Source organism: Peptoniphilus sp. BV3AC2, from assembly GCF_000478945.1.
Taxonomy (GTDB): domain Bacteria; phylum Bacillota; class Clostridia; order Tissierellales; family Peptoniphilaceae; genus Peptoniphilus_B; species Peptoniphilus_B duerdenii.
Map to the genome: position 1 here is coordinate 1 of NZ_AWXD01000018.1, position 18,327 is coordinate 18,327.

Below are 18,327 nucleotides of genomic sequence, written 5' to 3' on the forward strand. Positions count from 1 at the left end.
AATAGGATGGATGCCCTTACCAATTTCTTGGTAGTATATTAATACCCTGCTGTAATAAATCTAAACATGTTTTTGTTAAAAATTTTTAAAAATATTTTTTGTTTTTTTTGTTTTTTGTTATTTTTTGATTGTTTTGAGTGTTATTTTTTGTTTATTTTTTTGTTTTATTGTAAGGTTTTGAAAGTTTTGTAAAGTCTAAGGAAACAGTCACCCTAAGGAGAGGGTGGAGGTTTTACGACACCCGTATTCAAACGGGTATAACCCTAGTGGGGTAAACCCCTCTACACGGTCATCCTGAGCGGAAAAGGCGTTAGCCTTTGGAGTCGAAGGATCTTACCTATATTTAACCCGTCTCTGCCAAAAAAATATAAAAATTTTCCTCCCAACTACAGTCACCCTGAGCGAAAGAGCCGAAGGCTCTGAAGTCGAATGGGTATAACTTCCGAAGGTAAAGTCTTTGCAAATGAAATAATTTTAAAAATTATAATGAATATAAATAAATATCTTATTAATAACCTAACCATAATCTTTCTTCTTCAAATTTTTTACGAGGGAGAGGGAGGGAATTAACGTCTCTCGAAAAAACCTGCGGTTTTCTCTTCGAGACTCGCAGTTTCCTCCTTTCTCCCTCGAGCTCCCTCTACCCACCTCGCATTGGGGAGGTTTTGGTAGTGATTTTCTTATTCGGCTAAAATTTTCCAAACTCGCTACGCTCAAACAGTGGAAAATTTCTTAACGCCGAAAGCAAAAATCACTTGTGGTTGTATAGGTTTTATCTGTATTAGTATTGTGAGTAAGGATTCTATGTGTTTACATATACATTTAGATATTCTACACGCCTGCCAGTTTAGTTAAAAAAACTTAGTATCCAAGTTTATGGAAGCAGATTGCTTCCGCTACAAAGATAAGTAATTTATAATGTTTTTTAATAATATATACATTTGCATAAAATAAAAAGCTCAAAAGGAGATTCCGTCTGGAAGAAACTCTTTAAAATTCAAGCCTAAGGAGACCGGCTATAAATCGCACTGTTTGAGCGCAGCGAGCCTAGATTTATAGGTCGACGCGGCTTAGAATTTTTGAGTTTCTGTAATCGGAATCGACTTTGAGCTTTTATTTTTGGGATGATTCATTTGCTAAGACTAGGTTAAATAAAGGTCAGATCCTTCGAAGCCCTAGCCGAAATCTCTGATTTCGTTGCAGGTCTCGTGCAAAGAGTTCCAAAGAAGCCGAATGAAATGAAGGCTGATTTGTTGAACTCGACTGCCTCTCAGGGTGACTGCCTTCCTTTGAGCTTTCCGTGCAGAGCCTCTCGGCTGTGGAACCTAGAAGGTTCCGCTACGGGGATAAATTTAAGGTTTAGTTATAACACGCCTGAAGGCTGAGGAAAAGGTATTTAGTGTCAGGGTTTATGGAAGCAGATTGCTTCCGCTATAGAAATAATTCATATCTATTTTTCCCCATCCATTTGCCTAAATTCCATTATTATTATAAAATATACTTTAGAATTTTATTTTACGAGGAGATTTATGAAGAGATTATATATTTTTATTTTATCTGTTATTGTACTTACTTCTACTTTTATAAATGTAGATGCCCGCTCATTTAGCGATGTGGCGGAAAACGACTGGTTCTATTCCACCGTTTCAGAACTCACCGACAGAAGGATTGTAAAAGGCTATGACGATGGCACTTTTAAACCTTACAAAGAGGTGACCTACGCTGAGTTTTTCACTCTTATGACCAATGCGACTGGTCATTCTCAAGAACCTTTTACCATTGTCCCAAGAAAGTGGTACTTAAATACTTTTAACTTCCTTAACCACAGCGGTGTTCCTGCCGATGAAGCTAAGGCGGATATGCCTATTTCAAGGGCAGAGATGGCGAGATTTACTTCTCTTATCTTAGAAAAGGTAGTTGGATATGAGTTTAGCTCTGGTTCTGTCTCTTTCACTGACGAAAAGGATATCGACAAGGATTACATCCAATATGTAAAGAATTTGGCAGCTGCAAATATTATAACTGGAGATGATTCTGGCAATTTCTTGCCGGACAAATCTCTAAATAGAGCCGAAGCTTCACAAGTTATCAAAAAGATTTTAGAGCTTGTGAGAAATTAAAACAAAAAAATTAAACGACTAGTAATAGTCGTTTTTTTATGCGAATTTTTAATTTTCTATGTTAAACTTTCCCAACAAAAAAAGCAATCCTTCGACTGCTTTTTCTCTTTATTATTTTTAATGGGCGAGGACTACCACATAGACTTCTTCTGCTCCTGCTTTCTTAAGTGCCTTCGCCGCTTCTTCAACAGTTGCTCCTGTGGTTAATACGTCATCTATTAGTAGCACCTTTTCTCCTTGTAGTTTTTCGCTTTCAAAGGCATCCCTTAGATTTAATTTTCGCTCTACAAAACTAAGTCCTATTTGATCCTTGGTGTGATTTTTCTTTCTTAAGACTTCTTTTACTTCGATGCCAGTCATATTTTTTATTTCTTCTGCGATGAGTTTCAGTTGGTTGTAGCCTCTTTTTAGATATGCGGCTCTCGTCATTGGAATATAGGTTAAAAAGTCTATCTTTGTAGATAGTTTTTCTCTAAATATTTCTTCTATTATTATTTCTGCAAATGTCTTGTAGAAATGGGTTTCGTCGTTGAACTTGTACCTCTTTATGATTTCTCTTAGGAATCTATTGTAATTTAAACAGATATTTATATCTGTAATTCCATCTAGTTTTATCTTCGGAGTATCGAAGTCGAGGTTTGAGTAACAATCTTTGCAGAGACCAGCTTTATACTTTGGGTTGGTGCAATTTTCACATCTAGATAAATCCATAGATTTTCCTCTTCTCCCAGGTGGTTATGATTTTATCTTTTAGACCTGTGTACCTTCTCATGACATGGTTGTTGTTGACCATGATGTCTAGATATTTTCTATCTCCAACTAGCACAACCATTTCAGATGCCCTCGTGATTGCTGTGTAGAGTAAGTTTCTTGAAAGAAGCATAATCGGTGCTGAGTGCAAGGGAATTATCACCGCGCGAAACTCTGAACCTTGGGACTTGTGAATTGTGCTTGCGTAGGCTAGTGTGAGCTCCGATAGATTTTCCATAGGGTACTCAACTCTTTTTATTTCGTCGAATACCACCCACATTTCACGATTTTCTCTATCGATGGATTCAATCATGCCAAGCTCTCCGTTGAAGACGCCCATTCCTTCTTCTTGGTAGATTTCCGATTCGGAACTAAATTCCAAATTATAATTGTTTTTGATCTGCATTACCTTGTCACTTTCTCTAAAAGTTCTGCCAAAGGATACAATTTCATCTCCTGACTTTGGATTTAGCGCTTCCTGCAAGGTCTTGTTCAAATTGTCCACGCCGACTATTCCCTTCTTCATAGGGCTTAGCACCTGGATATCTCTTATGGAATCGAGATTTTTAAAGGCTGGAAGCCTATCTTTTACAAGATCTACTATGGTGTTTAAAGTTTCCGTAGGATCTGGACTTTCTATAAAGAAAAAGTCTTTTGATTTATTGTCCAAGATCGGCCTTATCCCTTTATTTATTCTGTGGGCGTTCTCTATTATAAGCGAACCTTCTTCCTGTCTGAAGATTTCATTTAAGTAGACCACGTGAATTATTTTCGATTCGATGATGTCCTTTAAAACATTTCCTGCTCCTACAGAAGGAAGCTGATCCTTGTCTCCTACGAGAACGAGCCTTATCTCTTCTGGAATGGCTTTTAATATATTGTGCATAAGAAATAGATCCACCATGGAGCACTCGTCGACTATGAGCACGTCGCAATTCAGTTCTTCCATCTCCTGAATGCTTACTCCCGGTTTTATTTCCAAAAGTTTGTGCAATGTTGACGCCGGTCTCTTGGTGGCTTCTTCCATTCTTTTTGCCGCTCTCCCCGTCGGTGCTGCTAGACTTACCTTGAGCCCTTCTTTTTCACAGAGGTCGATGATGGTTGTAAGGGTTGTGGTCTTACCTGTACCTGGACCTCCTGTGATGACTGTGACTCCATTTTGGAGCGCTTCTTCCACAGCTTTTTTCTGATTCGTCGCAAGATGGATTTCCTTTCTATCTTCTATTTCTTCGATTTCTTCTTCGATATTTAATTTAATCGGATACTTTTTCGATGCGAGTTTTGTAAGCACTCCCGCCACGAAGTTCTCTGCTTTATAGTAGTTGGTGAAGTAACAACTGTCCACATCGTCGATTCTCTCTATGTAAAAAAATCTATCGAAGGCGAGACTATTTATCTGACTTTCCACCTGCTCAATGGTGACTCCCAAAACTTGGGCAGATTTCTTCACGAGGATTTCCCTTGGAAGATAGGTATGACCTTCCAAATTTCCTTGGGAGAGGGTGTACTTTATGCCGGATTTGATTCTAAATGGATCGTCTTTTTCAAAGCCGAGGCTCATGGCGATTTCGTCGGCAGTTTTAAACCCGATGCCCTTTACTTCTTCCGCCAAGATGTATGGATTTTCTCTCACTATCTTTTCGCTATCGTCTTTAAAAACTTGGTAGACCCTCATGGCGAGGTTTGAAGTCATGTTTAATTTTCCGAAGAACATGATTACAGATTTTGCTTCCTTGGTCTCTTGGAGAGCTTCCATCATCTTTCCAAATTTAACAGGTCCGATACCTTCCACTTCTTTTAATCTCTCTGGAGTTTCTTCCAAAATCTTAAATGTTTCCATTCCGAACTTGTCATAGATAGATTTTGCGGTCTTCTCTCCTATGTAGGGAATCAGCCCAGAGGATAGGTATGCTATGACTCCGGACTTGGTGTCGGGAAGTATCTCTTCAAAATGCTCAAATTTAAATTGTTCTCCATATTTGTTGTGAAAAACCATGTTGCCGCTGAATTTGTAGCGCAGACCTTCCTTGATGGTCATGCCATTTCCAGTTACAACTAGATCGGTATCTCCACTTATGGTTCGAAGAACGCACCATCCATTTTCTTCGTTTCTAAAGATGATACGCTCTACGATTGCTTCTATCTCTAACATAGTATCACTTCGCCAATCTTATTTTACTTTCCTTGCCCTGGTAGACGTATATGACTTCCAATCCTCCGTCCACCTTCTTTACAGACTTTATCTTGAAGAATTCTTTGGGCACTTCAATAGTCTCTGCAACTTTTTCCTTTATATATTCTTCGGTCTTCAGTTTCTTTTCGTTTATATAGTCGGTTACAAATGGAATGGTCTTCGTGGTGTAGTAACTGTAACCGCAATATAGTAGAAATACGAGGATTGAAAGTTTTATTAATAAAAAGAATAGTTTTATTCCATTAGATACGAATGCAAATAGATCCGCCAACGCTCTAAACGGTCTAAATCCTCTTTTGCGTTTTGGTTTTCTGTAATATTCGTATTCATCATCGTCATCATAGTAATCATATTCATCGTCATAATCTCTTTCGAATTTATCTTCTTGAGATTCATCCCTTTCGCCTCTACCAAATCCAATGAACTTCTTTTTCTTTTTAATTTTATTCTTTTTTGGAGCTTTTGGTCTTTCTTCGTAGTCGTCTAAATCTTCTTCAAAGGATTCCTCTTCTGATTCATTTCTCATATTTTCCAGTTGCAGCTCTTCGTTTAATTTCCTTGCCACTTCGTCCATTGGAAGTGTGTCTTCTAATCTATCCTTCATTGCACATTACAAAGTGGCCTTCCTCCACTTCTACTAGGCAGTTTTTGCTATTCTTTCCACTGCAGTTAACTCTATGTTTACAATTTTCTTTTAATTTTATAAGCTCTTTTGAATTATCCTCGAGTTCGATTTTTTTATCCCAGGGATTCTGTTTCGGTATAGCTGAAAGAAGTCTCCTCGTGTATGGATGGACTGGATTGTTAAATATTTTTTCCGTCTTCGCCATCTCTACTACCTTTCCATGGTACATAACCACCACTCTGTCAGCGATATGTTCTACCACTGCCAGGTCGTGGGATATAAATATCATGGAGAGATTCATCTTTTCTTTAAGTTCATTTAAAAGATTTATTATATGCGCCTGGATTGAGACGTCTAGGGCTGATGTAGGTTCGTCTGCAATTATAAGTCTTGGATGAGGTGCCAGCGCTCTTGCTATTGCAATTCTCTGTCTCTGCCCGCCGGAAAATTCGTGTGGATATCTGTCGTAGGTAAAGCTACTAAGTCCAGATAGTTCCATGGTCTCAAGGACTCTTTCTCTCAGTTCTTTTCCTCTTAAGCCACTTATATTTCTCGCACCTTCTGCTATGATCTGTCCAGTCTTCATTCTAGGATTTAGAGATGAATATGGATCTTGGAAAATCATTTGAACCTGTTTTCTATATTCTACCAGTTCTATGCTGGTCATGTCGAAAATATTTTTATCCATGTAGAATGCCTTGCCTTCTACTCCTTCGTAGAGGTTCATAATGCATCTAGCCACAGTGCTTTTGCCAGAGCCACTCTCTCCTACTATTGCCAAGGTTTCATTCTCTTTTAAATCGAAGGATACCCCGTCCACTGCGCGGACTTCTCTCTCCTTGGATTTAAAAACCATTGTCAAATCTCTTACTTCTAAAATATTACTCATCATAATCACCATATAAAAAACAGCTTACTTTGTGTTCGCCGCCGACTTCTCTAGGCATTTGCCATTTACAAATATCCATCTCCTTTGGACATCTGGAATGGAATCTACAGTTGTCGCTAAACTCTTTTGGACTTGGTACGGAGCCAGGTATATTGTAAAGAGTCTTTTGATCCGCTCCGATAACTGGACGAGATTTCATAAGTCCAATGGTGTACGGATGTTTTGGATTTCTAAATATCTCTTCTACTGGTCCAGACTCTATAACTTTACCCGCATACATTACAACCACATAGTCTGCAATCTCTGCAACCACGCCAAGGTCGTGGGTTATAAATAGGATTGAGGTGTTGTAGTCTCTCTTTAGATCCACCATAAGCTTTAAAACTTCCGCTTGAATAGTCACATCAAGCGCAGTTGTAGGTTCATCTGCTATAAGAAGTTTTGGGTTTGCAGATAGCGCCATGGCAATCATTATTCTCTGCCTCATCCCACCGGAAAGCTGGAATGGATAGCTTTTGTACACAGTTTCTGGATTTCTAATTTCTACTTTTTCTATCATCTCTATGGATTTTTTCTTTGCTTCTTCTTTGTTCATATTGAAATGGGTTTTGAAGACTTCATCCATTTGGTATCCAATCCTAAGAGCAGGATTTAGAGATGTCATCGGCTCTTGAAAGATCATTGAGATTTCTCTACCACGGATCTTCCTTAGTTCTTCTTCCGATTTATTAAGTAAATTTTTGCCTAAAAATTCTATTCTTCCTTCGATCTTCGAGTTTCTTCTATCCATAAGTCTAAGAATCGACTTGGCGGTTACGGATTTTCCACAGCCAGATTCTCCGACAAGTGCCACAGTCTTCTTCTCAGGAATTTCGAAGTTTACACTGTCCACCACTTTTAGCCAAGAAGAGTCAGTTTTGAAACTTATGCTTAAGTCTTGTACAGATAAAATCATTTTGCCCTCCTTAGTTTTGGATCCATTGCGTCTCTTAATCCATCTCCTACAATATTTAAAAGTAGAATGGTAATTGCGATTGCAAGCCCTGGAAACATGGACATATATGGATAGTCTCTAAAGTACATACGAGATTCAGAAAGCATAGAGCCCCATTCAGGATTAGGAGGTAAGACTCCCATACCGATAAATGAAAGGGACGCCGCTGATAGGATAGAAGTCCCTACTCCGATGGTCGCCTCAACTATTATCGGCGCGATACAGTTTGGCAATATGTGTACAAAGAGGATTCTCATATGGCTCGCACCAGAAACTCTAGCAGATTCTATAAATTCTTTTTCTTTTAAGGACATAACCGTTGATCTTACTATACGAGCGTACCTTGGAACTGATGAAAGGCTCACAGCGATGATTAAATTTTTCATTCCATTGCCAAGAGATGCAGCAATTGCAATTGCAAGCACTAATGATGGAATAGAAAGTACGATATCCATAATTCTCATGACGATTCTGTCAAAGGTATTTCCGAAATATCCTGCAAATGCTCCGATGAGTGTACCTATTGCTCCAGCTATGATTACAGAAATAAATCCAATCTTAAGAGAAATTCTCGCACCGAATATAATCCTTGAAAATATATCTCTACCAAAATTATCTGTCCCCATTAAATTTTTGATATTTGGAGAGGTAAAGGCAGCTTCTGGATGTTGTTCAGAAAAAGTATATGGAGCTACATAGTCTGCAAAGATTGCAAGAAAAATAATTACGATTAGTAGGTCCATTGCAATCCTTGAAACCCTTGATTTTCTAAATTGTTTTAAAGTTTCCATATTAATCCCTACCTATCCTTGGATCTATAAATCCGTACAAAATGTCTACGACGATACTGATTAAACTATAACAGATTGAAATCAAAATAACTCCGCCTAAGACCACTGGAAGATCCCTCGTCTTTATGGATTCAACCATAAGTCTTCCTATGCCTGGGATGGAAAATACGGTTTCTGTTAGGACAGATCCTCCAAGAAGACCTCCCGCTTGAAGTCCAATGGTCGTTATAATTGGAATCATCGCGTTTTTAAGGGCATGAATAAAGATAATCTTTTGTTTCTTTAGTCCCTTTGCAGTGGCGGTTTCTATATAGTCTTGATTTAAAACTTCTAGCATAGATGATCTCGTCATCCTCATTATGATTGCTGATGATTGAAGTCCCAGTGCAAATGCAGGCATAATCATCGCCTTGAAACTGGAAAAGCCTGATGGAGGAAGCCATCTAAGTTTTACAGAGAAAAGTAAAATAAGTAGAATTCCCGTCCAAAATATAGGCATGGCAATCCCAGCCATTGAGAATATCATTACAAATTTATCTACAAATGTTCCCCTATTCACAGCGGATAAAACTCCCAGTAAAATTCCAAAAAATACTGCGATTAGTAGAGAAAATCCTGTGAGTTTTAAAGTGTTTGGAAATACTGCAAGAAGAGTTTTAGTTACACTTGAACCAGAAATATATGAAGTTCCAAGATCAAATTTAAATATAAGTCCTTTTAAAAATCTAAGATATTGAGCGAGGAATGGATCGTTTAGACCCATCTTCTCCCTTAGAGCTTCGATTACTTCCTTTGGGGCATTTGGTCCTGCCTTAGCAAGGGCAGCGTCTCCTGGACTCAAGTAAAAGAGAAGAAAAACTATGAAACTTACTCCTATGACCGTGGGAATAAGCATCAGTATTCTTTTAAGCACACGTTTAGTCATAATTCACCTTTATTTAAAGAAAAGAGGGGAAGTCCCCTCTTTTTATTATTTTTCTACAGCTTCGAATCCAACTTTTCCAAATTTTTGTGCATAGGTTGGCGCTATATCAAAGCCAGTTACATTCTTTTTCATACCTACCACTGTTTCACCATAGCAGATGTACATCCATGGTAGTTCTTTATTTACAAGTTCTTGAGCTTCTTTGTAGATAGCTCCACGTTTTGCGTCGTCAAATTCACGAGCCCCTGCATCGATTAGTACATCAAGTGCAGCATTTCCGAAATCGTTGAAGTTAGGTCCGTTACCCTTACCATCACTGTGGAATGGTTGGTAAAATTCGTAATGGGTATCCTCTGCAGGAGTCCAGCTCATGATGAACATATCATCTTCTTTATTTTTAAGAGCTTCAACAAGAGCGCCCCATTCTAGTTTTACAATTTCAAGATTGATTCCGTATTCTGTAAGTTGCTCTTTCATCATTTGAGCAACGTCATTTCTCTGTTGATTGTCATTTACATAGATCTTTATAGTTGTGCCTTCTGTCATACCAGCTTCTGCAAATAATCTCTTAGCTTCTTCTTTATCAACCTTAGTAGGCTCTATAGAGTCTGCAATTGAATATTTGAAGTTAGGGTTTACGTTTGATGTTGCACGCTTACCAACGCCTTGGTACACAGTCTTAAAGATGGTGTCCATGTCGATAGCCTTGGTCATTGCAAGTCTCGCATTTATATTGTCAAATGGAGGCTTAACTGTGTTAAATGACACGAAGTGAACAGAGTTGTCTAGTTTTCTATCAAGTTTAAGATCTGGATTTTCTTCAACTTTTTTAATGTCGTTTGGAGCGATTTGGAAAGCCATATCTACTCCACCACTTTCAAGTTCAATGATTCTTTGAGAAGCCTCTGGAATAACTTTAAACACTAAGTTTTCTATGCTTGGTTTGTCACCCCAGTAATTTTCATTTCTCTTAAAAGTAACTGAATCTAGTTTAGTCCATTTATCTAGTACAAATGGTCCGGTTCCAATTGGATTTTCACGGAAATTTTCGCCTTTTTCTTCCAAATCTTTTTGTGAAATTATGCTGCTTGCTGGATGGGCAAGAGCTTCAAGGATTGTAGCATCCGGTTCTTTTAATTTAATTTCTAAAGTTGTATCGTCAATCTTTCTTAAATTGTCTGTATCAATATTTTTGAAAATATATCCAAATTGATCACATTCAGCTACCCTCTTAAGTGAAAATATTACATCTTCAACAGTTAAAGGATCTCCATTAGAAAACTTAACACCTTCTCTAATCTTTATAACTAAAGTCTTATTGTCCGGTCTTTCCAAAGATTCAGCAAGTCCATTTACAAGATCTCCATTTGGAGCCTTATCTAAAAGAGTATCGAAGATTTGCTTCAAAATATTTTCTGAGAAAACATCGTTGTAATCAATTGGGTCAAGGGATGTACCATCAGCAGAAACTGCAACTCTAAAAGTACTTAGATCCGCCTCTTTATTTCCGCAACCCGTCATAAACAATATCAATCCAAAAACAACAATTAATAACCTCTTTTTCAATTTTTACCTCCTATTTACGACTGATAATTGCACCAAGAGCAGTGAATTTTTCCTCAATATTTTCATATCCTCTGTCGATATGATAAATATTTGAAATAGTAGTCGTTCCATCTGCAACCAGACCAGCTATAATAAGCGCTGCTCCAGCTCTAAGGTCCGTAGCTTCTACTTCAGTGCCTACCAGACTTCTAGTACCTTTTACAATAGCTTCTCTATCTATAACATTAATATTTGCACCCATTTTAGCAAGCTCTGCAGCGTGCATAAATCTATTTTCAAACACAGTTTCCTTCATAACGCAGGTTCCGTTTGAGATAGTCATAAGAGCCATGAACTGTGCCTGCATATCAGTTGGAAAACCTGGATAAGGAAGGGTCTTGATATCGAAAGGATTTACGATTTTATTTCCCTTTACCCTTACAGAATCATCGTCAACTTCCACCTCAGCACCAGCTTCGATAAGCTTTGCAATAATAGGTTTCATATGGGAAGGAATGCAATTTTCTACTAGCACATCTCCACCGGTCATAGCCGCTGCCACCATAAATGTACCCGCTTCGATTCTATCAGGAATAATTTGGTGAGTTGCACCGCTTAGACTTTTGACACCTTTAATTCTTATGCTAGAAGTACCTGCACCCATAATTCTCGCACCCATCTTGTTTAAAAAAGATGCAAGATCTACAATCTCAGGCTCCATAGCCGCATTTTCGATTATAGTTTCACCTTCCGCCATAGTTGCAGCCATCATAATATTTTGAGTAGCACCAACAGAAGGAAAGTCTAAGTAAATAGTCGAACCTATTAATTTTTCAGCAGAAGCAGTAATCTTCCCAGGTTCTTCCACAATATCCACCCCTAGAGCTCTAAAACCCTTTAGGTGAAGGTCTATTGGTCTAGCACCAATATTGCAACCACCAGGAAGAGGATTAATAACCTTTCTCATTCGAGCAAGAAGTGGTCCCATAACCACAGAAGAAGCTCTCATTTTGCTCATAAGCTCGTAGCTAGTTTCATAAGCATTTAAATTTTTCGCATTGATTTTAAGAGTATGTTTGCCAAGGTGCTCAACCTCAACTCCGAGGCTCTTAATAACCTCGATCATTATACTTATATCCTTTAAATCAGGAACACCTTCTAGAATCGTCTCCGTCGTTCCAAGAATAGTCGCTGCAAGAATAGGAAGAGCAGCATTCTTCGCTCCAGATACTTTTACAGTACCATTTAAAGGTCCTGATTTTTTTACATAAATTCTTTCCATATATATCTCCTAATATAATTTCAACATTAAAAAAGCTCACAAGAGCTATATAAATTATATCATAAATTCTCGTTAAATATTATAATATCGGCAAAAGCTTGTTATCTTTTAATATATACCCAAGTGTATTTGTAATATATTTATTTGAGAAGGAATTAAATATATATGGTTTTGGTTTTTGGTTAAATGGAATTTTAAATAAATTTTATTAAATTAGGTTTATAATTTGCGTAAACCTTAAAGAAAGATAGCCACCATGAGCGAGTATTAGTCGAAGGATCTCTTAAAAAAAACCAATTGCAAAGACTGGTTAAATATAGGTCAGATCCTTCGACTCGGAAATAAATTTCCTCGCTCAGGATGACCAAGTGAGAGGGTTGCCCCTAGATTTGCATCAATTACTTGTATAGTTTTAAGACTTCACGTCTTCTGCTGTTGAAGCAAAATACTTCCACTACGGCAATGATATATTTTCCTGCATTAAAATAATAATTACATTTACATAAAATAAAAAGCTCCAAAAGAGATTCCGTCTGGAAGAAACTCGTAAAATTCAAACCTAAGGAGACCGGCTGCAAATCGCACTGTTTGAGCGAAGCGAGTTGCGAATTTGCAGGTCGACGTGGTTTAGAATTTTTGAGTTTCTGTAATCGGAATCGTCTTGGAGCTTTTATTTTTATTATGACATATTTACATAGACTTGACCTTCGGAGGTTATACCCATTCGACTTCAGAGCCTACGGCTCTTTCGCTCAGGGTGACTGTAGTTGGGAAGGTCATTGTAGCGTCGAAGCCCTAGCCGAAATCTTTGATTTCGTTGCAGGTCTCGTGCATAGTTCCAAAGAAGCCGAATGAAATGAAGGCTGATTTGCAGAACTCGACTGCCTCTCAGGGTGACTGCAGTTGGGAGGACTTTGTAGCCTTCGGCTGTGGAAGCAAAATACTTCCGCTACGGAGATTATATAAAGGATTGGTTACTTCACGGCTACGCCTGATTAAAGGTAGTTTACTTTCCCTAAAAATAAAAAAACCCTATTTCCATAGGGCATAGAAAAAAGCATAAATTAAAACCAGTGGATTGTTTTAACTTATGCTTCCTATTCTTTTTATACCAATTCTATTATTGCTTTTTCTGCTGCGTCTCCTCTACGTGGTCCTACTTTGATGATTCTTGTGTATCCACCATTTCTGTCTGCGTATTTTGGAGCTATTTCGTTAAATAGTTTGGTTACTACGTCTTCGTCGTATATATATGCTAGTGCGAGTCTTCTTGAGTGAAGGTCGCCTCTTTTTCCTAGTGTTATCATACGCTCTGCCATTCTTCTTGTTTCTTTTGCTCTTGTTAGAGTTGTTTCTATTCTTCCTTCTCTTAGTAGAGATGTTACAAGATTTCTTAGCATTGCTAGTCTATGATCTGTAGGTCTTCCAAGCTTTCTAAGCTGTGCCATATAATCCTCCTTACTCTTCTTCTTGCTTTAAACCTAATCCTAGTTCTGCAAGTTTATTTTGCACTTCTTCAAGTGATTTTTTACCGAGATTACGAACTTTCATCATTTCTGCTTCTGACTTGTCTACTAGTTCTTCTACTGTGTTTATGTTTGCTCTTTTTAGACAGTTGAAACTTCTTACTGAAAGGTCTAACTCTTCCACCGTCATTTCAAGCACTTTTTCCTTACGATCTTCTTCTTTTTCCACCATTATATTTACGTCGCTTACATGTTCTGTTAAGCCTATAAATAGTTTTAGATGTTCTGTTAGGATCTTAGCTGCTAGTGATGTTGCTTCATCTGCTTTCATTGATCCGTCGGTTGTCACGTCGAGTACTAGTCTGTCGTAGTCTGTTCTTTGTCCTACTCTTGTGTTTTCAACTTTCCAGTTTACGTGTCTTACTGGTGTGAAGTTTGAATCGATTGGTATTACTCCGATTGTGCTTACTTCATCTTTTTTGAGTTCTGAAGGAACGTATCCGCGACCTCTTTCTATTTTCATTTCTATATAGACGTCTGCGTCTTCATTTAGTGTTGCTATGTGTTCTTCTGGGTTTACTATTGTTACTCCTAGTGGACAGTTTATATCTTCTGCGGTTATTTCGCCTGGTCCTTTTTTCTCGATTGTTACTAGTGCTTCGTCTATTTCTGTCATTTGTATAACTACACTTTTAATGTTTAAGATTATTTCTGGTACGTCTTCTAATACTCCTGGTATGGTTGCAAATTCGTGTTCTGCACCTCTTATATTTACAAATGATACTGACGCTCCCGGCAGTGATGATAATAGTACTCTACGGAGTGAGTTGCCTATTGTTATGCCATATCCACTTTCAAGAGGCTCCACTACAAATATTCCTTTTTTGCCATCTTCGCTTAGTTCTTGTATTTCTATGCTAGGCTTTTCAATTTCTATCATGGTACCCTCCTTCTTGGGTAATTAGATGATTAAACTCTTCTACGTTTAGGTGGTCTACATCCATTATGTGGGATTGGTGTTACGTCCTTTATCATTGTTACTTCAAGTCCTGTTGCTTGAAGTGATCTTATTGCTGCTTCTCTTCCTGAACCTGGTCCTTTTACATATACTTCTACTGATTTTAATCCATGTTCTTTTGCTTTTTCTGCTGCTGTTTGTGCTGCTTCTTGTGCTGCAAATGGTGTAGATTTTCTTGATCCTCTAAATCCAAGTTGACCTGCACTTGCCCAGGAGATTACATTGCCGCTCATGTCTGTTAGAGTAACCATTGTGTTGTTAAAAGATGATGCTATGTGAGCTTGTCCTTTTTCTATGTTTTTACGCTCACGTCTTCTAACTTTTGTTACTTTTTGTTTTTTAGCCATGACTCCTCCTTATTATTTCTTCTTAGATACTAACTTCTTAGGACCTTTTCTGGTTCTAGCGTTGTTCTTCGTATTTTGACCACGTACTGGAAGTCCTCTCATATGACGAATTCCTCTGTAGCATTTGATTTCACGAAGTCTCTTGATGTTCATTGCTACATCTCTTCTTAAATCTCCTTCTACATGGTATTTGTCTATTTCGCTTCTTATGCGAGCTACTTCTGCTTCTGTTAGGTCTTTGACTCTTGTGTCTGGGTTAACTTCTGCATTCTTTAGAATTTCGTTTGATCTTGATCTTCCTATTCCAAAGATGTAAGTTAGGCCTATTTCAACACGTTTTTCTCTTGGTAAGTCAATTCCTGCAATTCTTGCCATTATTTACCTCCGTTAGCCTTGTCTTTGTTTGTGCTTAGGATTTTCGCAAATTACCATTACTCTTCCTTTACGTTTAATGATTTTGCATTTTTCGCACATCTTCTTTACAGATGGTCTTACTTTCATATAATCCCTCCTATTTTATAGGACTTATTTCTTTCTCCAAGTGATTCTACCTCTTGTTAAATCATATGGTGATAGTTCAACAGTTACTTTATCTCCTGGTAAAATCCTAATATAGTTCATTCTCAATTTCCCTGAAATATGCGCTAGTATTATATGCCCATTTTCAAGTTCTACTTTAAAGTTTGTATTAGGTAGGGCTTCGACTACGACGCCCTCTACTTCTATTACATCTTCTTTAGCCACGAAATACCTCCGTTTCTTTTAGTCTTTGTCTTAAGTTCTTATCTGATGTTACTTCTTCTAAATCTATCTTTTCTTTTGATATTATTAGATGTGATACTTTTTTTAGTTTTGGTTTTTCTAGTGTTCTGGTCTTGCCGTCTACTATTTTTACCATTTTATCGTCTACGATCTCTTTTATAACAAAGACTTTTCCTTCATCTCGACCTCTTGTAGCTTTTACTATTTGCCCTAAGGTTAGTCTAGTTGTTTTTTCCATCTAGTACTTCTACGATTTCTTTTCTTATTGTGTCTATGTCTTCTTTGCCGTCTATGTTATCTAGTAGCCCTTGTGCTTTGTAGTAATCTATTAGTGGTGCTGTTTGTTCGAAGTAAACTTTGATTCTGGTCTTTACTGTGGCTTCGGTGTCGTCGTCTCTTTGGATTAAAGGACCTTGGTCTTTGTCGCACACGCCGTCTTCTTTTGGTGGGTTGTATTTTACGTGGTAGCTTGCTCCACAGGTTTTACATACCCTTCTGCCTACTGCTCTTTCTACTAATATGTCTGTGTCTACGTCTATATTTAGTACTGAGTCTAGGCTTTGACCTCTTTCTTCTAGAAATGCGTCTAAGGATACTGCTTGTGCTACTGTTCTTGGGAATCCGTCTAGTAAAAATCCTCCTTGTACGTCGTCTTTTGATAGTCTATCTTTTACGATTTCTATTACTAATTCGTCTGGTACTAGTAGGCCTTTGTCCATGTAGGACTTAGCTTTTTTTCCTAGGTCGGTTCCGTTTTTTATATTTTCTCTAAATATATCTCCTGTTGAGATGTGTGGGGTTTTGAAGTTTTCTACTATGAAGTCTGCTTGTGTTCCCTTACCTGCTCCAGGAGGTCCTAATATTACGAGTCTCATATATTCTCCTTATTTTAAGAATCCTTTGTAATGTCTCATTAGTAGTTGTTGTTCTAGGACTCTTGCTGTTTCCAATATTACTCCGACTACGATTATTATTGATGTTCCACCGTAGTTAAATCTTAGTTTTGCTACTCTTGTTAAGATTGTTGGTAGTACTGTTAAGATTGCTAGTGCTATAGCTCCTGGTAGAACTAGTCTATTTACTACTCTTCCAAGGTAGTCACTGGTTGGTTTTCCTGGTCTTATTCCTGGGATAAATCCACCGTTTTGTTGTAAACTCTTGGAATATTCTACTGTGTTAAATTGAATTTGTGTGTAGAAGAAAGTAAAGAATATTATCATTAGTATTGATAATAGTACGTAGATCACAAGTCCTGGTCCACCTTGTGGTGTTAGCCATTTGATTACAAAGTCTTTGAACTTTCCTTCTCCTGTAAACATGATTATTGTTGATGGGATTGCAAGGATTGAGTTTGCAAAGATTATTGGCATTACTCCTGTCATTAGTACTTTGATTGGTATGTGAGTTGATTGTCCTCCATACATCTTTCTTCCTACTACTCTCTTTGCGTATTGTACTGGAATTCTTCTTTCTCCTTCGTTTAAGGTTACTACAAAGAATACTATTGCTATTGCTAGTACAATGTATAGGATTAAAAATGCCCAGTGTGCTTGTCCTGCTCTTACTAGTAGGAATGATTGATATAAGTCTCTTGGCATTCTTACGATGATTCCTGCAAAGATTATGATTGAAATACCGTTTCCGATACCTTTTTCTGTGATTTGTTCACCTATCCAAATTAAGAAAGCTGTTCCTGCTACGATTGACATTATTACTACTGATTTTTGTAAGAATGTGTGTGCTTCTACTGCTTTTCTAAAGATTCCGAATGTGAATCCGATTGCTTGAACAAATGCTATTGCTATTGCTAAATATCTTGTATACTTAGCTATTGCTTTTCTTCCTGTATCTCCTTCTTTTGCTAGTTGTTCTAGTGAAGGGATAGCTATTGTTAGAAGTTGAAGTACAATTGATGCTGTAATATATGGTGTTATATTTGCAGCAAATATTGTATAGTTGCTGAAGTTTCCTCCTGCCATTAAGTCAAGGAATGTTAATACTCCTGCGTTTTGACCTGAGAATAGTTGTGATATTGCCTCTTTGTTCATGAAAGGCACTGCTATATGGGATCCCAGTCTGTATATTAGAAGCATAAATAGTGTAAATAACATTTTGCGTCTAATTTCTGGTAGTTTCCATGCATTTTTAAATGTTGTTAGCATTAAATCACCTCAGCCTTTCCTCCTGCTGCTTCGATTTTTTCAGCTGCAGATTTGGTGAAGTGTTGTGCTTTTACTTCAAGCTTAACGTTTATTTCTCCATTTCCTAAGATTCTAACGCCGTCCTTAGCCTTTTTAACTAATTTCTTTTCTAATAATATTTCTGGAGTTACTACGTCTCCGTCATTAAAGTAATCTGCTAGTACTCCAACGTTTATTTCTGCAAAGTCTTTAGCAAAGATGTTGGTGAAACCTCTCTTTGGAAGACGTCTGAATAGTGGCATTTGTCCACCTTCAAATCCTGGTCTAACTCCTCCGCCAGATCTTGCATTTTGACCTTTGTGTCCACGACCTGAAGTCTTACCTAGTCCTGAGCCTATACCTCTTCCTAGTCTCTTCTTAGCTTTAACTCCGCCGCCTTCTGCTGGTCTTAAGTCATGTAGCTTCATGGTTTGCACCT

At 37.7% G+C, this 18,327-nt stretch carries 20 protein-coding genes; 1 reads left to right on the forward strand and 19 read right to left on the reverse strand.

Annotated elements, in window-relative coordinates; genetic code table 11:
• Positions 1-1,529 precede the first annotated feature (1,529 nt).
• Entirely contained in the window at positions 1,530-2,120 is a 591-nt protein-coding gene (locus HMPREF1252_RS04210; RefSeq protein WP_023059563.1) for an S-layer homology domain-containing protein, read from the forward strand.
• A 117-nt stretch (positions 2,121-2,237) separates the two neighbouring features.
• On the opposite strand, the gene HMPREF1252_RS04215 is transcribed toward HMPREF1252_RS04210, so the two are convergent.
• From HMPREF1252_RS04215 to rplO, 19 genes are all read right to left on the reverse strand, one after another.
• Positions 2,238-2,831, reverse strand: coding sequence for a ComF family protein (locus HMPREF1252_RS04215; RefSeq protein ID WP_023059539.1), 594 nt, complete (start codon positions 2,829-2,831; stop codon positions 2,238-2,240).
• The gene (locus tag HMPREF1252_RS04220; RefSeq protein ID WP_023059552.1) at positions 2,818-5,022 is read right to left on the reverse strand and encodes an ATP-dependent RecD-like DNA helicase; all 2,205 of its coding nucleotides are present in this window, start codon (positions 5,020-5,022) and stop codon (positions 2,818-2,820) included. The genes HMPREF1252_RS04215 and HMPREF1252_RS04220 overlap by 14 nt, the downstream gene beginning before the upstream one ends.
• A 4-nt stretch (positions 5,023-5,026) precedes the next feature.
• Positions 5,027-5,668, reverse strand: coding sequence for a hypothetical protein (locus HMPREF1252_RS04225; RefSeq protein WP_023059523.1), 642 nt, complete (start codon positions 5,666-5,668; stop codon positions 5,027-5,029).
• Positions 5,658-6,578 (reverse strand): oligopeptide/dipeptide ABC transporter ATP-binding protein, encoded by a 921-nt coding sequence (locus HMPREF1252_RS04230; protein ID WP_023059547.1) that lies wholly within the window; start codon positions 6,576-6,578, stop codon positions 5,658-5,660. Before HMPREF1252_RS04230 ends, HMPREF1252_RS04225 begins: the two co-directional genes overlap by 11 nt.
• The gene (locus tag HMPREF1252_RS04235; protein WP_023059530.1) at positions 6,571-7,533 is read right to left on the reverse strand and encodes an ABC transporter ATP-binding protein; all 963 of its coding nucleotides are present in this window, start codon (positions 7,531-7,533) and stop codon (positions 6,571-6,573) included. Before HMPREF1252_RS04235 ends, HMPREF1252_RS04230 begins: the two co-directional genes overlap by 8 nt.
• On the reverse strand, positions 7,530-8,363 hold the full coding sequence (locus HMPREF1252_RS04240; RefSeq protein ID WP_023059525.1) for an ABC transporter permease: 834 nt from the start codon (positions 8,361-8,363) through the stop codon (positions 7,530-7,532). Before HMPREF1252_RS04240 ends, HMPREF1252_RS04235 begins: the two co-directional genes overlap by 4 nt.
• Position 8,364: 1 nt before the next feature.
• Positions 8,365-9,288, reverse strand: coding sequence for an ABC transporter permease (locus HMPREF1252_RS04245; RefSeq protein ID WP_023059516.1), 924 nt, complete (start codon positions 9,286-9,288; stop codon positions 8,365-8,367).
• A 45-nt stretch (positions 9,289-9,333) separates the two neighbouring features.
• On the reverse strand, positions 9,334-10,854 hold the full coding sequence (locus tag HMPREF1252_RS04250; protein ID WP_023059557.1) for an ABC transporter substrate-binding protein: 1,521 nt from the start codon (positions 10,852-10,854) through the stop codon (positions 9,334-9,336).
• A 10-nt stretch (positions 10,855-10,864) separates the two neighbouring features.
• Positions 10,865-12,115: a UDP-N-acetylglucosamine 1-carboxyvinyltransferase gene (murA, locus tag HMPREF1252_RS04255; RefSeq protein ID WP_008900983.1), complete on the reverse strand. Its 1,251-nt coding sequence runs from the start codon at positions 12,113-12,115 to the stop codon at positions 10,865-10,867.
• A gap of 1,106 nt (positions 12,116-13,221) precedes the next feature.
• A complete protein-coding gene (gene rplQ, locus HMPREF1252_RS04265; RefSeq protein WP_008900984.1) occupies positions 13,222-13,563 on the reverse strand; it encodes a 50S ribosomal protein L17 in 342 nt (113 codons plus the stop codon).
• Between the two features lie 10 nt (positions 13,564-13,573).
• On the reverse strand, positions 13,574-14,521 hold the full coding sequence (locus HMPREF1252_RS04270; protein WP_008900985.1) for a DNA-directed RNA polymerase subunit alpha: 948 nt from the start codon (positions 14,519-14,521) through the stop codon (positions 13,574-13,576).
• Between the two features lie 29 nt (positions 14,522-14,550).
• Complete coding sequence (rpsK, locus tag HMPREF1252_RS04275; protein WP_008900986.1) at positions 14,551-14,946, reverse strand: 30S ribosomal protein S11; 396 nt, start codon at positions 14,944-14,946, stop codon at positions 14,551-14,553.
• A gap of 12 nt (positions 14,947-14,958) precedes the next feature.
• Positions 14,959-15,321 (reverse strand): 30S ribosomal protein S13, encoded by a 363-nt coding sequence (gene rpsM, locus HMPREF1252_RS04280; protein WP_008900987.1) that lies wholly within the window; start codon positions 15,319-15,321, stop codon positions 14,959-14,961.
• A 12-nt stretch (positions 15,322-15,333) separates the two neighbouring features.
• Positions 15,334-15,447, reverse strand: a complete 114-nt coding sequence (gene rpmJ, locus HMPREF1252_RS04285; protein ID WP_004820371.1) for a 50S ribosomal protein L36 — start codon at positions 15,445-15,447, stop codon at positions 15,334-15,336.
• A 24-nt stretch (positions 15,448-15,471) separates the two neighbouring features.
• On the reverse strand, positions 15,472-15,690 hold the full coding sequence (gene infA, locus HMPREF1252_RS04290) for a translation initiation factor IF-1 (protein WP_008900989.1): 219 nt from the start codon (positions 15,688-15,690) through the stop codon (positions 15,472-15,474).
• Positions 15,683-15,946, reverse strand: a complete 264-nt coding sequence (locus tag HMPREF1252_RS04295; protein WP_023059536.1) for a KOW domain-containing RNA-binding protein — start codon at positions 15,944-15,946, stop codon at positions 15,683-15,685. The genes infA and HMPREF1252_RS04295 overlap by 8 nt, the downstream gene beginning before the upstream one ends.
• A complete protein-coding gene (locus HMPREF1252_RS04300) occupies positions 15,930-16,583 on the reverse strand; it encodes an adenylate kinase (RefSeq protein WP_023059544.1) in 654 nt (217 codons plus the stop codon). Before HMPREF1252_RS04300 ends, HMPREF1252_RS04295 begins: the two co-directional genes overlap by 17 nt.
• A 9-nt stretch (positions 16,584-16,592) precedes the next feature.
• Entirely contained in the window at positions 16,593-17,870 is a 1,278-nt protein-coding gene (gene secY / locus HMPREF1252_RS04305) for a preprotein translocase subunit SecY (RefSeq protein WP_008900992.1), read from the reverse strand.
• A complete protein-coding gene (gene rplO, locus HMPREF1252_RS04310) occupies positions 17,870-18,316 on the reverse strand; it encodes a 50S ribosomal protein L15 (protein WP_023059540.1) in 447 nt (148 codons plus the stop codon). The genes secY and rplO overlap by 1 nt, the downstream gene beginning before the upstream one ends.
• Positions 18,317-18,327: the final 11 nt, after the last annotated feature.

What these genes read in the sequence shown, in the direction of transcription:
- HMPREF1252_RS04210 (WP_023059563.1), top strand. Translation starts at nt 1,530, where the DNA reads ATGAAGAGATTATATATTTTTATTTTATCTGTTATTGTACTTACTTCT.
- HMPREF1252_RS04215 (WP_023059539.1), bottom strand. Translation starts at nt 2,831, where the DNA reads ATGGATTTATCTAGATGTGAAAATTGCACCAACCCAAAGTATAAAGCT.
- HMPREF1252_RS04220 (WP_023059552.1), bottom strand. Translation starts at nt 5,022, where the DNA reads ATGTTAGAGATAGAAGCAATCGTAGAGCGTATCATCTTTAGAAACGAA.
- HMPREF1252_RS04225 (WP_023059523.1), bottom strand. Translation starts at nt 5,668, where the DNA reads ATGAAGGATAGATTAGAAGACACACTTCCAATGGACGAAGTGGCAAGG.
- HMPREF1252_RS04230 (WP_023059547.1), bottom strand. Translation starts at nt 6,578, where the DNA reads ATGAGTAATATTTTAGAAGTAAGAGATTTGACAATGGTTTTTAAATCC.
- HMPREF1252_RS04235 (WP_023059530.1), bottom strand. Translation starts at nt 7,533, where the DNA reads ATGATTTTATCTGTACAAGACTTAAGCATAAGTTTCAAAACTGACTCT.
- HMPREF1252_RS04240 (WP_023059525.1), bottom strand. Translation starts at nt 8,363, where the DNA reads ATGGAAACTTTAAAACAATTTAGAAAATCAAGGGTTTCAAGGATTGCA.
- HMPREF1252_RS04245 (WP_023059516.1), bottom strand. Translation starts at nt 9,288, where the DNA reads ATGACTAAACGTGTGCTTAAAAGAATACTGATGCTTATTCCCACGGTC.
- murA (WP_008900983.1), bottom strand. Translation starts at nt 12,115, where the DNA reads ATGGAAAGAATTTATGTAAAAAAATCAGGACCTTTAAATGGTACTGTA.
- rplQ (WP_008900984.1), bottom strand. Translation starts at nt 13,563, where the DNA reads ATGGCACAGCTTAGAAAGCTTGGAAGACCTACAGATCATAGACTAGCA.
- HMPREF1252_RS04270 (WP_008900985.1), bottom strand. Translation starts at nt 14,521, where the DNA reads ATGATAGAAATTGAAAAGCCTAGCATAGAAATACAAGAACTAAGCGAA.
- rpsK (WP_008900986.1), bottom strand. Translation starts at nt 14,946, where the DNA reads ATGGCTAAAAAACAAAAAGTAACAAAAGTTAGAAGACGTGAGCGTAAA.
- rpsM (WP_008900987.1), bottom strand. Translation starts at nt 15,321, where the DNA reads ATGGCAAGAATTGCAGGAATTGACTTACCAAGAGAAAAACGTGTTGAA.
- rpmJ (WP_004820371.1), bottom strand. Translation starts at nt 15,447, where the DNA reads ATGAAAGTAAGACCATCTGTAAAGAAGATGTGCGAAAAATGCAAAATC.
- HMPREF1252_RS04295 (WP_023059536.1), bottom strand. Translation starts at nt 15,946, where the DNA reads ATGGAAAAAACAACTAGACTAACCTTAGGGCAAATAGTAAAAGCTACA.
- HMPREF1252_RS04300 (WP_023059544.1), bottom strand. Translation starts at nt 16,583, where the DNA reads ATGAGACTCGTAATATTAGGACCTCCTGGAGCAGGTAAGGGAACACAA.
- secY (WP_008900992.1), bottom strand. Translation starts at nt 17,870, where the DNA reads ATGCTAACAACATTTAAAAATGCATGGAAACTACCAGAAATTAGACGC.
- rplO (WP_023059540.1), bottom strand. Translation starts at nt 18,316, where the DNA reads ATGAAGCTACATGACTTAAGACCAGCAGAAGGCGGCGGAGTTAAAGCT.